The sequence below is a fragment of the Rhizobiaceae bacterium genome (assembly GCA_023953835.1).
Lineage (GTDB): Bacteria > Pseudomonadota > Alphaproteobacteria > Rhizobiales > Rhizobiaceae > Mesorhizobium_G.
In genome coordinates, this window is the sequence record JAMLJB010000002.1 from 99,000 (window position 1) to 116,940 (window position 17,941).

Annotated in this window: 15 protein-coding genes and 5 pseudogenes; 9 read left to right on the forward strand and 11 right to left on the reverse strand. The window is 62.3% G+C overall.

Going from position 1 to position 17,941, the window contains the following annotated elements; translation table 11 throughout:
• Positions 1 to 37 precede the first annotated feature (37 nt).
• The 6 genes and pseudogenes from M9924_18315 to M9924_18340 form a co-directional block, all read right to left on the reverse strand.
• Positions 38 to 1,006, reverse strand: coding sequence for an ABC transporter permease (locus M9924_18315; protein ID MCO5066349.1), 969 nt, complete (start codon positions 1,004 to 1,006; stop codon positions 38 to 40).
• Positions 1,006 to 1,914, reverse strand: a complete 909-nt coding sequence (locus tag M9924_18320; GenBank protein MCO5066350.1) for an ABC transporter permease — start codon at positions 1,912 to 1,914, stop codon at positions 1,006 to 1,008. The genes M9924_18315 and M9924_18320 overlap by 1 nt, the downstream gene beginning before the upstream one ends.
• 50 nt (positions 1,915 to 1,964) lie before the next feature.
• Positions 1,965 to 3,485: an ABC transporter substrate-binding protein gene (locus M9924_18325; GenBank protein MCO5066351.1), complete on the reverse strand. Its 1,521-nt coding sequence runs from the start codon at positions 3,483 to 3,485 to the stop codon at positions 1,965 to 1,967.
• A gap of 57 nt (positions 3,486 to 3,542) precedes the next feature.
• Positions 3,543 to 4,877 carry an MmgE/PrpD family protein gene (locus M9924_18330; GenBank protein MCO5066352.1) on the reverse strand — a complete coding sequence of 445 codons (1,335 nt, stop codon included), beginning with the start codon at positions 4,875 to 4,877 and terminating at the stop codon, positions 3,543 to 3,545.
• A 408-nt stretch (positions 4,878 to 5,285) separates the two neighbouring features.
• Positions 5,286 to 5,393, reverse strand: a pseudogene (locus tag M9924_18335) (FAD-dependent oxidoreductase).
• A 179-nt stretch (positions 5,394 to 5,572) separates the two neighbouring features.
• The gene (locus tag M9924_18340) at positions 5,573 to 6,337 is read right to left on the reverse strand and encodes a DinB family protein (protein MCO5066353.1); all 765 of its coding nucleotides are present in this window, start codon (positions 6,335 to 6,337) and stop codon (positions 5,573 to 5,575) included.
• A 279-nt stretch (positions 6,338 to 6,616) separates the two neighbouring features.
• Between M9924_18340 and M9924_18345 the strand changes: the two genes are divergently transcribed.
• Genes M9924_18345 through M9924_18375 form a run of 7 tightly spaced genes read left to right on the forward strand, consistent with a single transcriptional unit; the run spans position 6,617 to position 14,520 of the window.
• Positions 6,617 to 7,300, forward strand: a complete 684-nt coding sequence (locus tag M9924_18345) for a GntR family transcriptional regulator (protein ID MCO5066354.1) — start codon at positions 6,617 to 6,619, stop codon at positions 7,298 to 7,300.
• The gene (locus tag M9924_18350; GenBank protein MCO5066355.1) at positions 7,297 to 8,451 is read left to right on the forward strand and encodes a thiolase family protein; all 1,155 of its coding nucleotides are present in this window, start codon (positions 7,297 to 7,299) and stop codon (positions 8,449 to 8,451) included. The genes M9924_18345 and M9924_18350 overlap by 4 nt, the downstream gene beginning before the upstream one ends.
• A gap of 13 nt (positions 8,452 to 8,464) precedes the next feature.
• Complete coding sequence (locus M9924_18355) at positions 8,465 to 8,875, forward strand: OB-fold domain-containing protein (protein MCO5066356.1); 411 nt, start codon at positions 8,465 to 8,467, stop codon at positions 8,873 to 8,875.
• On the forward strand, positions 8,872 to 9,672 hold the full coding sequence (locus M9924_18360; protein ID MCO5066357.1) for an enoyl-CoA hydratase/isomerase family protein: 801 nt from the start codon (positions 8,872 to 8,874) through the stop codon (positions 9,670 to 9,672). The genes M9924_18355 and M9924_18360 overlap by 4 nt, the downstream gene beginning before the upstream one ends.
• A complete protein-coding gene (locus M9924_18365) occupies positions 9,672 to 11,954 on the forward strand; it encodes a CoA transferase (protein ID MCO5066358.1) in 2,283 nt (760 codons plus the stop codon). Before M9924_18360 ends, M9924_18365 begins: the two co-directional genes overlap by 1 nt.
• Positions 11,951 to 12,802 carry an SDR family oxidoreductase gene (locus tag M9924_18370; GenBank protein MCO5066359.1) on the forward strand — a complete coding sequence of 284 codons (852 nt, stop codon included), beginning with the start codon at positions 11,951 to 11,953 and terminating at the stop codon, positions 12,800 to 12,802. Before M9924_18365 ends, M9924_18370 begins: the two co-directional genes overlap by 4 nt.
• Positions 12,799 to 14,520, forward strand: a complete 1,722-nt coding sequence (locus tag M9924_18375) for a dihydroxyacetone kinase family protein (protein ID MCO5066360.1) — start codon at positions 12,799 to 12,801, stop codon at positions 14,518 to 14,520. Before M9924_18370 ends, M9924_18375 begins: the two co-directional genes overlap by 4 nt.
• Positions 14,521 to 14,555: 35 nt before the next feature.
• Here the strand turns inward: M9924_18375 and M9924_18380 are convergent.
• The 3 pseudogenes from M9924_18380 to M9924_18390 all read right to left on the reverse strand — a co-directional run bounded on the left by M9924_18380 (position 14,556) and on the right by M9924_18390 (position 15,547).
• Positions 14,556 to 14,714 (reverse strand): annotated as a pseudogene (locus tag M9924_18380) (acyl-CoA dehydrogenase).
• Between the two features lie 44 nt (positions 14,715 to 14,758).
• Positions 14,759 to 15,130: pseudogene (locus tag M9924_18385) on the reverse strand (transposase).
• Between the two features lie 68 nt (positions 15,131 to 15,198).
• Positions 15,199 to 15,547 (reverse strand): annotated as a pseudogene (locus M9924_18390) (recombinase family protein).
• On the opposite strand from M9924_18390, the gene M9924_18395 reads away from it, so the two are divergent.
• On the forward strand, positions 15,501 to 15,671 hold the full coding sequence (locus M9924_18395; protein ID MCO5066361.1) for a hypothetical protein: 171 nt from the start codon (positions 15,501 to 15,503) through the stop codon (positions 15,669 to 15,671). The pseudogene M9924_18390 and the gene M9924_18395 sit on opposite strands and share 47 nt — an antisense overlap.
• Positions 15,656 to 15,817: pseudogene (locus tag M9924_18400) on the forward strand (transposase). The gene M9924_18395 and the pseudogene M9924_18400 overlap by 16 nt, the downstream one beginning before the upstream one ends.
• A gap of 255 nt (positions 15,818 to 16,072) precedes the next feature.
• Here M9924_18400 and M9924_18405 read toward each other — a convergent pair.
• A complete protein-coding gene (locus M9924_18405) occupies positions 16,073 to 16,978 on the reverse strand; it encodes a methylenetetrahydrofolate reductase (protein MCO5066362.1) in 906 nt (301 codons plus the stop codon).
• Entirely contained in the window at positions 16,975 to 17,820 is an 846-nt protein-coding gene (purU, locus tag M9924_18410) for a formyltetrahydrofolate deformylase (GenBank protein MCO5066363.1), read from the reverse strand. The genes M9924_18405 and purU overlap by 4 nt, the downstream gene beginning before the upstream one ends.
• Positions 17,821 to 17,941: the final 121 nt, after the last annotated feature.

Below are 17,941 nucleotides of genomic sequence, written 5' to 3' on the forward strand. Positions count from 1 at the left end.
GGATATGCCGCATGCCTTACAGTTTGAAGCACCGACATCAACGCCCCGTCTGTGTCTCACGGCCGAGCGAATCGCGCAGCCCGTCGCCGAGGACGTTCAAGGCAAGAACGGTAAGACCGATGCACAGTCCTGGCCAGAGGATGAAGGTGGGCGCAGCAGAAAGATAGCGCGATGCTTCGCTCAGCATGGAACCCCAGCTCGATTGCGGCGGAAGGACGCCGAGCCCGAGATAGCTCAGGGCTGCCTCCGCAAGCATGGCCTGCGCCATGAACACGGAAAGCTGGACCAGAAGCGGTGGCAGCACGTTCGGCAGCACATGCTTCACCGCGATCATGCTGGTGGACGTGCCGATGCTTCGCGAGACATCGATATAAGTCTCCTCCCTAACTGAAAGAACAGTACCGCGTACGAGCCTGAACAGCCTTGGTGCCTGCGTAATGCCGACCGCGATCATCGAATTCACCAGGCCCGGACCGCGAGCCGTGACGATGGCGATCGCCAGCAGCAGGGCCGGAAAACACATCAACGTGTCCGTCGCCAACAACAGCACCCGGTCGATCCATCCCCGAAGCAGCCCTGCCGCCAATCCCAGCGGTGTTCCGATCAGGACTGCCACGGATACGGCGATGCCGCCCGCCGCGAGCGAAACGTGCGTGCCGGAAATCAGGCGGCTGAGCACATCGCGGCCATATACGTCCGATCCGAGCGGGTAGCCGTCCACGCCAGGCGCACGCAGGGCCATTGAAAGCTTCTGCGTGTTGGGGTCGACCGGATAAAGCGTGCCTCCCAGGATCGTGACCAGAATGAGAAAGAGTATGAAGCCCGCCGCGAGCATCGCCAGCCTCTGGTTGCGGAAGCGGCGTATGAAGCGCTTCAGCGGGGTCGTGCTGGGCGTGTGCGGAACGTCGTCCGCCGTCCGGCGCGCGGCTCGGTCGGCCGACCAGCGCCGGGCGGTTTCTTCAAGCGAGTGCGAAATCGCACCTTGTCCAACAAGGGTTTCGCTCATCAGATCCGAACCTTTGGGTTGAAATAGCGATAGGACAGGTCCACCGCGAGATTCACGAACAGCACCATGATCGCAGTGACCAGTGCGACGCCCTGCACCATCGGGAGGTCCCGCTTGAGCACGGAATCGACGGCGAGGCTGCCCAGGCCGGGCAGCGCAAAGGCGCGTTCGAGCACCACAACGCCGCCGAGCAGGGCGGTGATGCGTATCCCGAGCATCGTCACGAAAGCCGTCGCTGCATTTTTCAGCGCATGCTTGCCGATGATGACGGGCACGCGCAGCCCCTTGGCGCGCGCCGTGCGTATGTAATTCTCGTCAAGCACGCTCGCCATCGACCCACGCAGTTGCCGTGTGAGTTCGCCGGATTTGGATATTGCCAGCGCCAGGGCCGGCAGAAAGAGGTGCCAGATCCAGAGCAGCGGGCTTTGCTCGAAGCGGACATATTGCGCGACTGGAAACCAGCGCAGCGTCAGCGCAAAGAATGCCACCAGCAACAGGCCTATCCAGAAATCCGGCATCGCCATACCGATACTCGAGACGGCGGTAATCGACCGGTCGATCCAGGTTCCCCGATGGATCGAGGCGAGAATGCCGGCGGGTATGGCTATCAGCAGGGCAAGGATTACCGTCACCAGGGCAAGCGACATCGTCACCGGCAGCCTTTGCATGATCTCGGTGGTCACAGGGATGCCGCTGAACAGCGAGGTGCCGAAATCACCCTGGAGGACGTTGCCGGCCCACCTCAGATATTGGACGTAGACCGGCTGGTCGAGTCCGAGCTTGACTCGCGTCGCCTCGACCTGCTCCGCCGTGGCGGTTTCCCCGGCGATCGTTATCGCCGGGTCACCCGGAACGAGCAGGACAAGACTGTATACCACGATGCTGACGAGAACGATCGTCAGCATCATGCGTGGTATCCATCGAATCAGTTCCGCAATCATCTGAACTCTGCTTGCTGCTAGTCTTGCGTAGCGTAGACATTGCGGAAGTCGAGTGCACGATCCGACCAGGTGGGCGAAGGCATACCCGCGATCCCCTTACGGAACGCAATGATCGAGGCCGGCAACGCAATCGGAATGTTGAGCGCCTGCTCGTAAATCTCCGCATTGAGCGCCTGGATCAGCTCGATCCGCTTGGCCGGATCGGTCGTGGCCAGCGCCTCATCCAGGATACTCAGGAATTTGGGCGTCGTCAGCTTGCCCGGATTCTGGATCGTATCGCCCGTCGTCAACTGCAACGTCGCGAGCGGATCGAGGCGACCACCCCATGTGGCGATCTGGGCGTCCGTCTCCTTGCCGTAATAGGAGCTGCCGGACTCTGCCGAAGGCTGGACGCGGAAATCGATCTTGATGCCGATGTCGGCGAGCATGGACTGAACGGCGACATAGGCTCCGACATCCGTGGTCGTCGCCCCCGAGAGGAACGAGAAACCGTCCGGATATCCCGCCTCGGCGAGCAGCTTGCGCGCCTGCTCGGGGTCGAACTTGAACTCGGGAAGACTGGTATTGTAGTACGGCGACCCCTGGGGGAAATACTGGGACGCGGGGGTCGCATATCCTGCATACAGGCTATCGGTGATCGCCTTGCGGTCGATCGCAAGATTGACCGCGTCGCGCACCCGCTTGTCGGCGAAGGGCTTGGCTTTCTGCGGGTTGATCCACAGGCGATATTGGGAAGTCGTGGGATGCGCATCGACCACCAACCCCATATCTTCTGCCATCTTCGCGTCATTGCCGCTGATATAGGCCGCATCGGCCGCGCCACTCTGCAAGCTGTTGAACGCCGTGGTCAGGTCCGGCGTGATGTTGATGCGCAGGTTGTTGACGTGGATGTTCGCTGCGTCCCAATACTCGTCCCATTTCTTGTACGAGATGTATTGCCCCGAGACATATTCGTCGAGCTTGAACGGACCGGCTCCGATGGGCTTCGTGCTTGCATCGCCGAAGGAAGCGGGGCTGAGCATCATCCCTGCCAGATCGGCAAACACGAAGGGAAGCGTGCTGTCCTTGTCTTTCAACACCAGCGTGATCGTATGGTCGTCGACCACCTTGATCTCCTGCACCGAGCGCAGAAGTACCGCCTGCGTTCCGCCCTCCACCGTCATCGTGCGGTTGATATTCGCCTTCACCGACTCGGCATCGAAAGGCGCTTCGTCCTGATATTTCACACCCTGCCGCAAATGCATGGTGAACTGCAGGCCGTCATCGCTGTAATCCCACGATTCCGCCAGTCCCGGATGTACGGCGCCATCATTGTCGGCCGTAAACAGGCGATCGAAGATGGGATATAATGCCGTGTTCTGCACGGAGCTCGCGTAGGTCTGCGGGTCGAAGTGCTGCGGTTGGCGGTTGTAGTTGAATGTGAAGGTTTCGAGATCGCCCCGTTTTGCGTCTTGTGCAAAGCCATGGCTGGGCACCAGCGCGGCAGCGAGGAGTATGGCGGCGGCGCTGACGCCTCGCCTCATGCAAGCGGTATTCATGACGTGATTTTCCTCCCTTTGTATTTCCAGCTTTGTCGCGGGAAAGTGAACTCCGGCTCAGCGGCCTTCCCGGATGACCTCCTCAAGACGCCGGGCAGAGTCGAGAGATTCAAGCTCCGCGACCAGGCGATGAAGTCCATGCGCAACCCGTTCGCCGATGACGGGAACCGCGAGACGCAAATATTTGGTGGTGAGATCGTCCCAGGTGCTGACGCGTTTCGAAGGATGCGGGGATGCCTGCTTGAGCACCCGCCCGTCCCTTGTGGTCACCTGGACGTAGCTCGGACCATTGCGCGTCGATGGATGCGCGGCATCGACGGTGACCTTTTTCATCCATTCGACCGCTTCCGGCCGGGTTACCGTTTCGTCCGTGAACCCTGCCTCGGTCGTATCCCAGCCGAGCATGGCGGCAACGACGGCGAAGCGGACGCTGAACTTGCCTTCAAGACCGGTCTTCGGTTCCGCGATATTCGAATGGTCGAGGGAAAAGGGCGGGCACCAGGCGTGTATCTGGACGATGTCGGCCGCGGTAAGGCCGGTCGATGCAAGAAGGCTCTTCATCGCTTCGATCGGCGCGTGCGTGCCCAGGCAGGACGCATGATGCTTGAAGTATATGGCCTCGACGAGGTACGGCGCGCCGAGCGGCCGATGCGGATCGTCGAACTGCGTTTCGGGTGAATCCACCCATTCCTGCCCATAGTGCCGGACGAGCGCGCGCTGCTGGTCCGCGTTGGACTGGGTCCAGGCGAAGCCGTATTCGGCCTCCAGCACATCCGGGGCGCCGGTGAACCCTTCGGCCGCAAGCAGAGCCGCGCGCGTGCCGTTCGCCGCGGCGTTGCCGGCATGTACAGGCTTGCACATGCTTCCAAAGGAAGCGCGCAGGCCGGCAGCGGCCGTGCCGGCGATTCCCAGGGCGTTCTGCGAGCACTCCTGATCGAGCCCGAGTATCCGCGCAGCAGCGCCGACCGCGCCGAATGTGCCAACCGTTGCCGTCGTATGCCAGCCCGCGTCGTAGTGGGCATAGCCCACGATGCCCTCGACGCGGCTTTCCACTTCCTGGCCCGCGACAATTCCCTCGATCAGCCGCGGCCCCGAAACGCCTTCAGCCTGCGCGACTGCGAGCGCGGCCGGCATGATGGTCGCGGAGGGGTGGATTGCCCGGCAGCCGTCATCGAAGTCCAGAGCGTGGCCGGCCACACCGTTTGCAAAAGAAGCCGCGCCAGGTCCGACGCACCTGAAATCATCGCCGAACATAAGTGAATGTCCCGCACCGGCTTCCCGTGCCGCTACGCGGCGCGCGATGGAAGCGGCATTCGCGGCGGACCCGGCAAGCGCCACCCCGAGCCAATCGAGCAGGCAGCCTTTCACGCCATCGACGACGTGGACCGGCAAGTCTTCGATCCGAACGGATCGGCCGATCCTTGCGACATGGCGCGTCAATCCCGTCAGTTCGCTCCGGCCTGAGAAAGACTCGCCTACAGGGGCGGCGGCTGCCGATTGGGTCACCTGCTACCTCACTTGATATTACGAACTACGTATGACGAAGTACCCTATCGATGACTTATAAGAGTTGTCAACAAGGTTGATGCGCCGCGGCAATGGATGTTTGGGGAGCGCATAAATCGGCGATTCTTTCGGCGCAAATCCGGCGAAGCGCACATTGGCCGGAGGTGCGAAAGCAGCCACATCCTGGCCGCCGGACCGGGCAGGAGAACGGCGGTTGAGCAAGGCCGATGGACCAGAGCAAGCTGCGCAGATCGGGCTACTCCACCCTGCCGGCAAGAAACTTTTCGACTGCGGGCCCTGGAGAAGAACCGGCTTCAGGTTCGCGCGCGCTGCATAGACGGCTGCGGAATACCCTGCCGGGCCACCGCCAACTATCAGGACCTTCGTGCGGTGCTCATCCATATGTCCGGGCTCAGTACGAAGCGTGCCGATCAGGGCCGCCGCGACGGATAATTCGTTTTGCGTCCCTGGCCGATCGGTCCGTTTCCGCAGGAAGGCGAGGATCCGGCCAGCGGAACGGCGTCATGCGAGATATGGAGAATGCACCGGACAAGGCCCGGCATGACCCGACCGCAAGACCATTACTCCCAAAGGCCCTTCGGCATCGGGAGACCTTTGTAGGCATTTGGGTCGACGGGCATTGCGAGCTTGATGTCGAACTCATCCAGCAGCGCCTGGAGCTGCCGGATATGCTGGGCGGAATGCCATGTCTGCCGCTCCAGCAGCTCATGCGCCGGCCGAACGCCGTAGAATGTCTTGACCGTCCATTTGCAGGACTTGTCGTCAAGGCCGTCCCAGAACGCGTGCAGCCGGGCGATGACGGAATCCGCGTACCGAATAATGTCTTGCGACGAGACGACGTTGTCCGACACGCGAAGGTTTGCCACCCTGCCCCAATCCTCAACCCCTTCCTGAACCGTCTGCAGGAACGCATCTGGGATCTGATAGATGTGGTACGAAAGCCCGCGTATGGTTCGCTCGCGCCCCGGCACCGGCTGATAGGCGAGCTTGTCCGCCGGAATTGCTTCGATCAGTCCGCGCGCGACATCGAGAAAATAGAACCACCGCTCCATGAGTTTCTGGGCGGAGAGCGATTGATCGAGATCCGGCTTTTTTCCGACAAACTCGGATACCTGGCTGAGCGACTGCCCGAACACGAAGGATTTGCCCCTGGAAAGCACGGGAAGGGACCGCGCGCCGAGAGCCGCCAGGTCGGTTCGTCCCTGCGCATCAGTCAAGACATTGACGGATTCGAACGGGACCTCCAGCTCGGTCAGGAATTCCTTTAGGCGGACGCATGCCGAACAACCCGGCTGCCAGAAAACTCTGAAGGGCTCATGTTGCACTACAAATTCCTCCCTGCTTCACGCCTGCGGCGCAGACGCGGTCGGCGCGCCCGATCGGACCCGTTCGCAATGGCAAGCGAATTTCCCGGATGAGAAATGTTGCCAGGGACTCGACACTCGGCGCTTCATTTCATACTACGAACTACGTATGACGATTCAGCATGCTACGGCTCGCCCGGGTTGTCAACAAGAGGCAAACGCAACCCGACCGGCATTGACAACGGTTCTTACTCCCGCTCATATGTCGTATTACGTCATACCATTGATGGCGAGGTTCTAATGACTTCCAAGTTAAATTTGCAGATTCATCGGCCGAGCGACACGATCCCGGGCCAAGTCGTCAGGCTCCTCAGCCGCGCCATAGTGGACGGGCAGTTCGCCCCGGGCCGTCGGCTTACCGAACCGGAACTCATCGAACTGACGGGCGTCAGTCGTACATCAATTCGCGAGGCGGTGCGTCACCTTCAGCAAATGGGACTTGTTGAGCCTTCCCCGAGCCGGGGCGTCCAGGTCGCCACGATGACGCGGCAGAACATCGAATACATCTACGAGGTCCGTGAAGCGCTTGAGCCGATGGCCGCCGGCCTTTTCGTGCTGCGCGCGACGGATTCCGAGGTCGAGGAGCTTGCAAGCTATGTCGAGCCTCTCGGCGTTCCGGCCGAGGTGCGGCTGCGCTCCATCTATCGCTTCGACGAGCTTTTGGTGCGAGGCGCCCGCAACCCAATCCTGCAGGATATCCTCACGCCCCTGCACGCCCGCATTCACGCGCTGCGAAGGCTGTCGACCTCGATACCCAACCGCGAGGACGCTTCCGTGCGGGAGTACCTGGAACTGGTGAAGGCAATCCAGCAACGGGATCGAGAGGCAGCGGTGAGAGTGTCCACCCGGCATGTGGAAGCGGCAAGGGCAGCGGCATTTCACGCGCTCGACCTGCTCGACAGGCCCGAGGAGCAGGGAAAGTGACAGCCCGCTCATTCGATCAGGACATCGCAATCGTCGGTGTCGGGCACTCGGACTTTGGCGCCCTGTACCGGACCCGGGATCGCTTCAGGGATGCATTCGGACTGGGCGCCATCGCCCTGCGCGAAGCGATCGACGACGCCGGAATAGACAAGAGCGAGATCGATGCGTTGATCTGCTCCCGCGTCGACTATGCGCGCATGGCCAATGTCGCGGGCCTGCACAATGTGCATTTCATCCACGACCTTGAAGGCTCGGGCCGCATGAGCGGCATCGCGCTGCAGGAAGCAATCGGGCTGATACGGGCTGGGCTCGCGACGACCGTTGCCTGTGTCTACGGCAACAACGGCCGCTCGGTGAATATGAAATACGGCGGCGAAGGAGCGGGCGAAGGCGGCGGGTCCACGGCGGGCTACGATGCGATGTATGGCATGACCTCGCCCGGCGCTGCCGTCGCGACCATGTACCAGCGCTATCGGGCTCTCTACAATGTGCCGGAGGACGGGCTTGCCCCCCTGGCTATCAACAACCGCCGCAACGCATCCAAGAACCCGGTTGCGGTTTTCCGCGACGAACTCACGCTGGATGAATATCTCTCCTCGCGCTTCATCGCCGAGCCGCTGCGGCTGCTCGACTACTGTCTCATCAACGACGGGGGTGTGGCGTTCCTCGTAACGACGATGGACCGCGCGCGGAACCTGCGAAAGCCGCCGGTCAAAGTCGCGGCGACTGCGGGCATGTCGGAACTCACCAATTACTATCCGAGCGAGGACTTCTTCTACAGCGTTTGCGCGAATGTCTCCGATCGGCTCTACGCCCAGTGCGGCATCGCGCAGAAGGACATGGACCTCCTTCAGATCTACGACAATTTTCTGCCGACGATATTGTTCAGCCTCGAGGGTTTCGGCCATGCGGATCGCGGCACGGCGTGGGAATGGATACGCGGCGGCCGCATCGCCCTTGAAGGAGAACAGCCCCTTAACACCGCCGGCGGCCACACATCCGAAAGCTACATGCAGGGGTGGGCGCACCATGTCGAGGCTGTGCGCCAGATCCGCGGGGAATGCGGCGAGCGTCAGGTAGCCGGCTGCGAGGTCGTCCAATACGTCTGCGCTTCGCCCATCGTTACCGCACATGTTCTGACTGCAGCCTGAGAGGACTGAAAAGTTGACGGACGCATATGCTCGGCTGTTGCCGCCCATCACGGATGCCAATCGCGGGTTTTGGGAAGGCTGTGCCAAGGGTGAGTTGCGGCTTCAATGCTGTGGCAAATGCAAACATCTGCGCTATCCAGATAGCCCCGTTTGTCCGCGCTGCCTGGCCGACGAAAGCACCTGGCAGGTGGTAAGCGGCGACGCCACGCTTTGGTCGTGGGTCGTCATGCATCAGCGCTATTTCGAGGCGTTCGAGAAAAAGCTTCCCTATCTCGTCGCGTTCGTGAAGCTCGAAGAGGGCGTGTTCATGACAAGCACGCTGGTCGATCCGCCCGACGCGCTCAAGATCGATTTGCCGTTGCGGCTGGAGTTCATCCAAACCCCCGCAGAGCGTGTCATTCCGGCGTTCCGGGTCGTTCAATGAATACGCCTTCGAACGAACGCGTGCTTCTCGAAAACCTCGGCGAAGACGTTGCGCGCATCACCTTGAACCGTCCGGATAAGCGCAATGCGATGGATCTGGCAGCGCGCCGGGCGCTCATCGGGGCGCTTGACGACTGCCGCGGCCGCGCAAAGGCCATCATACTCACCGGTTCGGGACCCGCCTTTTGCGCGGGCGTAGACTTGAAGGAGGTCGCCGCGGCGCGTGGCGCCGATCCGCTCGATGCCGAAGCTCGCCGCGCGATGTGGATCAAGGTCCAGGCCGAAATCCGGGAACATCCGGCAATCGTCATTGCTGCGGTCAACGGCTTCGCATTGGGTGGAGGCGCCACCCTCATCAACTCATCGGACCTGGCGATTGCCGCGGAAGAGGCGGCAATCGGCATGCCGGAGATAGGGTTCGGTCTCTATCCGGGCCTGGCCGGACCGTCGACGCAATTGCGGCTGCCCCCCAAGCGGGCCGCCTGGATGGTGCTGACAGGCAATCGGATCTCGGGCCGCACCGCTGAAGAATGGGGCCTTGTGAACCGCTGCGTGCCTCTTTCCGAACTTGCGCAGGAAGCGGAGGCACTGGCCCGTCATATCGCCGGCTTCGATGCGGTAACGCTCGAATGGTGCAAGAAGGCCCTGCAGCAGGTCCCCGCAATCATCTCGGATTGGAACACCGCGCTTGAATACGGGGAAAGCATAGGAAATCAGATCCGTGCCCGCACCGGCAGCCTGGATGCGGGATTGGGTGCGTTCGTAGCCGGGAAGCGCAATCCGGGCCAAGGCGTGTGATGTCCGACAACAGCGGGACTACAGCGCATAGTCCGCCCAGGTCGAAGGCGTTGCGCATCATCGAGCTCGGAAGCGGGCTGTCGGGGCGCATTTGCGGAAGGCTCTTTGCCGGACTCGGCGAAGACGTGGTGACGCTCCGCCTGCCGGATGCGGATAACCTGCAACAATCTTCGGACCACGATCGTGGATCGTCATTCTTGGGCCAGGGCAAGCGTCGCCCGGAGCCGGATACCGCCGAGTTCGGAATCATGGCGGCCGCGGCGCTGAATGACGCCGACGTCGCAATCGTCGATTCCGCCGCGCTGAAGGCAGGTTTCGATACCGCCGAAATGCGTCGGCGCTGGCCGGACCTTGTGATCGTCTGTTTCACGACGCTTGGCCTCACCGAACCGGCGGACCTGCCCGAGGACAGTCTCCTGGCGGAGGCGTTCGGGGGATTGGCCACGATGATAGGGGAACCAGGTCGCAAGCCGCTTCAGCTTGGCAACGAACAAGCCTCGTTTGCGGCAAGCTTTGTAGGATTTCTCGGCGTCGTCCTCGCGCTCCGGCGCCGGAACATGGGACATGGCGGAGACGTCGTTGACGTGGCTCTGGCCGACGTGATGGCCTACATTGATTGGAAAAGCGACATTCTGGTCAACCAGACCGGCCAGGCTCCGTCGCGCACGGGCACCTCGGGCGGTGCCTGGCGAATAGTCGATGCGGTCGATGGCAAGGTCGGCATTATTTTCCAGCCCGACCAGTGGGACCTTCTCGTGCGGCTGGTCGGCGACCCGCGCCTTGCCGATCCTGATCTCAAGGATGCTCGAATTCGGCAGGGCAAGGCGGAGAGCTGGTGGCCGGTCATCAGGGAATGGGCCGCAGCCAGGCCGAAGCTTGATATTTATCACCAAGCCCAGGCCCTCGGGTTGCCGTTCGGGTTCGAAGCCAGCGTTGCCGATCTCGTGCAATCGCCGCAGTACCGCGCGCGGGGCTTTGTGCAGCCAGGCGCATCTTCCGCGACCGGACCACTTTTCAGGTCCGATCGCCTGACATGGGACAATCTTCATCCCGCCGCCCCGGAAACCGGTTCGGATGCAGCCCACGCGATCGATCAGGCCAGTTCGGATGCGCCGCTGGCGGGGCTGCGCGTGCTCGACCTTGGCACCATTACCGCAGGCGCAGCCACGGGCCGCCTACTCGCGGATTATGGTGCGTCGGTCATAAAGGTGGAGTCGGGCTCCCGACCCGATCCTTTCCGCCAATGGTCCGGTGGGGGGCCTTTCGAGCCTGGCGAGTCGCCGATGTTCGATTCGAACAATGCGGGGAAACTGGGAATCGACCTTGATCTGACCGACGCCGGGGATCGAAACCACCTCTATGCCCTGGTGCGCGAAGCGCATGTGGTCATTGAGAATTTCCGGGTGGGCGTAACCGAAAAGCTCGGCATTGACCAGGCGACCTTGCGCCACCTGAACCCGCAACTGATCTACCTGTCCTTGTCGAGCCAGGGCCAGTCGGGACCGGAAGCTCGATATCGATCGTACGGATCGACGCTGGACCTGCTGTCCGGCCTGGCCTCCGTCACCGGCTATTCGGGCGGCGGACCGATCTGGTCGTCGGTGGAAGTGAATTATCCAGACCAGCTCGTATCCCTCTTCGGCGCGGGGCTCGTGGCCTATTGCGCATTGCGGGATCGCCACGGCCTGATGCTGGATGTATCGCAGCGCGAAGTTGTGAGCTGGACGCTGAGCAGCCTGCTCGAAGAGTACAAGGCGACCGGCCATGTCGCCGCGCCGCGCGGCAACGAGCGAAACGACTGGCTCCCGCATGACGTGTATCCATGCAAGGGAGACGACAGGTGGATCGCAATCTGCTGTGCCACGGACAAGGAGCGGGCAGCCGTCGCCCGGATTCTGGATCTTCCTGAGGCGGCCGCCCGGCACGGCTGGTGGGCCTCCAACAGAGTTCTTGGGGACACCAGGCTCTCTGATTGGACCCGTGTGCGCGAGCGCGACGACATTGTCCGGCAGCTCGCGACGGCGGGTGTTGCCTGCGCCGCGGTTCATGACGCGAAGGACCGTGTCAACAGCCCGCATTTCTTGAAGCGGCGTGTTTTTCTTTCGGGACCCCCACGCCGAAAGGGCTTTCCTTTCGTCATGCAGGGCTACCAGCCACCCGTGCCCGCCTCGGCGCCGGCGGTGGGCGAACACAATGAATTGTTTGCACACGGGCTTTGGCCCGAGCAGTCGAGGCCCGGGGGGATATCGGGCCGGGAATCGATCATGGGAGCTGAGGTATGACCGACTACAGAGTTGATATGGGCATCGCAAACCGAGTGGCGTTGGTGACCGGTGCAGCGCGCAATATCGGCCGCAGCACCGCCATCGCGCTCGCCAGGGCCGGCGTCCGCGTCGCGGTCGCTGCGCGGACGGATTCGAAGGAACTCAACGACACGGTCAGGGAATGTGCGCAATCCACGCAGGCGATCCCGATCGTCGTGGATCTCGCCGACCCGGATTCCATCGGCGCTGCCGTGGGCCGCGTCGAGCGGGAGCTCGGGCCGGTGGACATTCTGGTCAACAATGCCGCGATCCGCCCAAGGGTGCCCATCGCGAAAATCGATCTTGCCGAATGGGCCAATGTCCTCGACACCAATCTTCGCGCGCCGTTCCTGCTCTGCCAAAGCGTGGTCGAGGGCATGATGGATCGCCGCTGGGGACGAATCGTCAATGTCTCGGGGATCGACGCCATTGCCGGCAGCGTGGACCGTGTTCATGTGACGACGTCGAAAGGCGGTTTGCTGGGGCTCACCGCGGCTCTTGCGCCGCAAGTCGCCAAATATGGCGTAACGGTCAACACGGTTATCCCCGGCGCCATCGACACTGTCAGACATACCCCCGAATGGTATCCCGACACGAAGACATTTCGCGCCGCTTTCACCGACCGCTCCCCGATGGCGCGCTTTGGCATGCCTGACGAAATCGCCAATGCAGTTCTGTTCCTAAGTTCCGTCCTTTCCTCCTATCTTACCGGTCAATCGATCGTCGTCGCGGGAGGTTTTCCGATTGGTCGCCGAAAAGAATCGGAAGCTGAGCCCGAGCTCGATTGGGTAGGCAAGTTCCGCCCCGATCAGGTGGAAGCCCAGTGACCCATATCTACAACAATCCCGACAACTTCGCCGCGGAGGTACTCAATGGCTACGCATCGGCCTATGCGCGCTATGTATCGGCCGTGCCGGCGGCGGGGGTCGTCAACGCCCGCGCCCAACGTGGTCTGACCCGGGTCGTCGTGGGCGGCGGCGGCGGGCACTTCCCATGGAGCGCGGGATTCGTCGGGCCGGGCATGGCCGACGGAGCAGTGATGGGCAATGTGTTCACCTCGCCGTCCGCGGAACAGATTTACCAGGTGATACGCGCCTTACCCGATGCCGCGTCCGTGCTCTTCTGTTACGGCAATTACGCAGGCGACGTGCTTCATTTCAACATGGCGCAGGAACGACTTCGCTCCGAAGGCGTAGACTGCCGCAGCGTGCAGGTAACTGACGACGTGGCGTCGGCTGCGTCGGGAAGCGAAGGCCAGCGGCGCGGGATTGCCGGAAGCATGATCGTCTACAAGATCGCGGGCGCCGCGGCTGCGGCCGGCGGCGATATCGGCAATGTCGAGCGTGCTGCCGGACGGGCCAACGAACGTACGCGGACGTTTGGCGTGGCGTTTTCCGCATGCACCTTCCCCGGTCGCGAAAAGCCGCATTTCGATGTCGCGCCGGGAACATTCGAGCTCGGGCTCGGCATCCATGGCGAACCGGGAGTTCGCAGCGCGGCTCGAATGAGCGCGGCCGAGCTGGCGGGGACACTCGTCGGGGAACTCGTGAAAGAACGACCATCGGATGCATCGGGCCGCGCCGCCATTCTGCTGAACGGATTGGGAGCGACGAGCCAGGACGAACTGCTCGTGCTGTGGAGCGGCATAGCACCCTTGCTGAAGGACGCCGGCATCGACCCCGTCCTTCCGGAAGTGGGTGAATATGTAACCAGCCTCGACATGGCCGGCTGTTCGCTCAGCCTTTGCTGGCTCGATGACGAACTCGAAGATCTATGGCTCGCCCCCGTCGATACCCCGGCGTTCCGGCGTGGTTCTCCTGTCGTCGCATCCGCGGAAACTGACGCTTCCTCTGCTGGCAAGCCGGTGGCAAATGCGCCTCGGGCAACGAAGGGTCCCTCGGTTTCATCGAGCGACGACGCCGGTTCCGATGCGGTTCGCGCTTCGCTCGCGGCCATGCTCGATGCCGTGACAAAGGCAGAAGCCATGCTTGGCGAAATGGACTCCGTTGCAGGCGACGGCGATCATGGGGTCGGCATGACGCGCGGCCTGCGCGCTGCGGTCGATGCTGCCCGAACATCCGGCCGCACGCCGGAACTCCTTCGCGCGGCAGGTGCCGCATGGTCCGACAGGGGCGCCGGTACGAGCGGAGCGCTCTGGGGCCTGCTGCTCAGTTCCATGGGAGACGCGCTCGATGCAAAGACCGTGATCGACGGCGCGGCTCTTTCAAAGGCAATCGCCCACGCTGCCAGACAGGTCCAGCAAGTCGGCAAAGCTGAAATCGGCGACAAGACCATGGTGGATGCATTGGCACCGTTCGTGGAATCGCTTCTCGACGCCATGGGAAAAGGAACTCCGCTCGGCGCGGCATGGCCACAGGCAAGCGCGCTCGCTACGGAAAGGGCCCAAGCGACTGCGAGCTTGCGACCCCGGCTCGGCCGGGCCCGCCCGCTCGCGGAAAGAAGCGTCGGTTCACCCGATCCGGGGGCCGTCTCGATGGCGCTTTGCCTGAGCGCAGTCGCACCGGTTTTGAAGGATTGCAATTAAGCGAACGCGCGGCGCGGTTCTTGTTTCATCGAAGGTCAGGACAATGCCTGCAAGCCGGTCTGGGCTCTGCCGAGGATGAGCGCGTGGATGTCGTGCGTGCCCTCATAGATGTTGACGGTCTCCAGGTTCTGCGCATGGCGCATGACGTGGTAGTCGATGTGGATGCCGTTGCCGCCGTGCATGTCGCGCGCGCGGCTTTTCCATTAAAAAGTGGCTCTGATGCACTATCGAGGCGCTGGCCACGTAACACGGCGCGGACAAGCTTCCGGCTATGCCCGGTTTGCCGGACAATCAGCCGGATTAAGTCGCCTTTCTTCGACAGTTCCCGGATCGCCTCATTCGTCCCCTGGCGACGTAAATACCCCTCGTATTGCAGCCTTTCCGCGCAAGTCAAAAGCTTGGGATCAACGATATTGCTGCCAACCGCCTGCCCGATCTGGCGCATGGATTTGCCGACAGCATCGAGGAATGCCCGACTGGAATTCTCCATCAGGTGCCAACGGTCGGCGACCTGTTCAGCATCAGGCAAGGCCTTCGCGATGGCCTCGCCATAGCCACCACCCCGATCGCGAGCGACGATCGATATATACTGGTGCCGGGCAAGCCATGATCGAGACCTATCCAACGCACGGTCCGGCAATAGGGGGTCGTTTGCGGGAGGGGGGCGAAATCCGACGCTAAGCCGAGAACGCGCTTACCGTAGTCCCTGAGTTCGCCATTCGGACCTACGTAGCGGTAGAGAGTGACGCGCTGCGCCATGGCGGCCTGGGCGAGACGCACCTGTGCTTTGGTCAGGGCGAATTTCCGGCCGCCCTTGCGGCCTCGCGCTCTGGCTGCGGCAAGGCCGGCCATGGTGGGCTCGCGGATCAGATCCCACTCAAAGTCGGCCAAAGTGGCGAAGATACCGAACACCATGCGGCCGGGATGCGGTTGTGGTGTCGATCTGAGCTCCCTTTCCGGTCAGCATACGCGGGCCGATCTTGCGGTCTGACAGATCCTTCACGGTGTTGACCAGATGGGCGAGGGTCGCCGACGAGGCGAACGCGGTGCGCGACACCCTGAAATCCTTTGCCGAAATTGGCGGGGCCCTGGTCGATGCACTGGACGACGGCCAGCCGCTGGACGACGTCATCGCGACCGGATCGGGCTGATGAACGTCATCCTTGCGGAAGGGATCAATCTCGGCCTGCGCAAGATGGCTGACGCCACAAATACCCACACCTTCTGGGAGTTGATCAGCATAGGACGATGGCATGTCGAAGGCGAAGCCTACGATCGGGTGCTGGCCATGGTGGTCTCCCCTCGGATGGGAGCAGATCAATCGCACTGGAGACTATCGCTGGCCAAAGCCTTCGCGTAAGATCTCGCTCCCTCCCGCAAACGACCCCTCTCAGGCCGACCTCGGCGTCATGGCCAATGCCTCCCGCAAACAGGTCAATGCGGCGATGCAGCGTTTCGCCTCCGCTGGCTGGGTGCAATACACATTTCGTTCCATCACCGTGACGATCCCAGGAATGACCGGTCCGCGATCCTGATGCCCGGCCTTGTTGCTTCAGAGCGCTGCCGCAGCCGGTTCGTGCGGCAACGCCTTCCACGAGCCCCGCGCGTTCAGCCACTCGCTGGTTCTGCTGATACCGCCAAAAGCGAATACATGGAGCTGCACGATATTCGAGCCGGGATTGCCGCGCACGAACTCTTCCACGGGTTCCACCACGAGTTCGGGAGAATGGACGGTGGTCAGGGCCGCCAGCGAGCCGGCGCGCTTGCGCAAGAGGCCGATCGAATTGCCGACGCCGCATGTGATCGCATATTTGATCAGTGTGGTCAATTTTGCCGGACCGGCCACGCCGAAATGCACCGGAAGATCGATGCCGTGATCTTCCAGTCCTTGCGCCCACCGCACGAATCCAGCGCCGTCGAAGCCGAACTGGGTTACTATGCGAAGCCTCGCATCCGTTCGTTTGGCGAACTCGGCCTTCAGCCGCAGCGCCTCGTTGGCTGTCGCCTCCGAGAAATCGGGGCTTCCCTCGGGATGGCCTCCCACGCCGATGTCGGTGACGCCGCATTGGTCGAGCAGGCCGGTTTCGAGCACGTCCATCGTCGAGGAGAACGCGCCGGCCGGTCGCGACAAACCTCCCGCGATCACCAGCATATCGCGCACGCCGGCACCTTGCGTCAGCGCCTTGATCCGGGACTCCAGCTGCGCCTGCGTGGCAAAGCGGCGCGCGGCAAGGTGGGGGACGGGCCTGTAGCCGAGATCGGACAGGCGCTTTGCGCCGCTGACCAGCAACCGATCCGAATCGTTGCCCAAATCCGGTATGTAAACCCTGATGCCGCTCGGAAATAGGCCCGGCAATTCAGCCGACTCGGCAGCCTGCCGCGCGCTGACCTCGATCGAGGCGTGAAGCCGGCCGCCCCGCACACCGTTGAAGTCGCTTACGTTTTCCATATTGTTCATGCGAACACCACGGTCTTGGCGTGGTTGATCATGACGCGGTCTTCGAGATGAAGCGCAATCGCGCGGGCCAGCACCCTTCGCTCGATGTCCCGGCCCTTGCGGATCATGTCTTCCGGCGTGTCGCGGTGCGTTATGTGCTCGACATCCTGAACGATAATCGGGCCTTCATCGAGATTCGGAGTGACGTAGTGAGCGCTCGCCCCGATCATCTTCACCCCGCGCTCATAGGCCTGATGGTAGGGCTTCGCCCCCTTGAAGCCGGGCAGGAAGGAATGGTGAATATTTATGCACCGCCCCGACAGATACCGCGAAAAATCATCCGAGAGGACCTGCATGTAGCGCGCCAGAACCACCAGCTCCGCGCCGGTCGCATCGACGATCTCTCTGACCTGCGCCTCCTGCCGGAGCTTGGTTTCCCTGCTGATCGGCAGGTGGTGGTAGGGAATGTCGGGATCGGGCTGCGCCTTCAGCATTTCCTTCGGGTGATTGGAAACGATACCGACGCAGTCGACGGGAAGCTCACCGATGCGCGTTCGGTACAGAAGGTCCACCAGGCAGTGGTCGAACATCGAAACCAGAAACAGCGCTTTGCGCCTCGTGCCGTGCGGATTCAGCTTCCATTCGAAGCCGAAAGCGAAGGCATGGGTTTGAAAGCGCGCCCGGAACTCGTCGCCGCCGCCCGGCAGCAAAAACGCCACGCGCATGAAGAACAGGCCGGTATGCGGATCGTCGAATTGCGCGGCCTCGGTTATGTCGCCCCCGTTCGCCGCGATTTCCGACGCGACGCAGGCGACGATACCGGGTCTGTTTCGACATTTGAGCGTCAGGATGAAAGCGGGCAATTTCGATCTCCGGGAATAGGCGTCGGCGTCCTGCGCACGGAGATCCGGGCACCGGCCAAGTGCGACACCGTCGCTTGCAAAAAAGGTGCCTTCGCCCCGGCAGCTTGAACCGGTCGGGGCG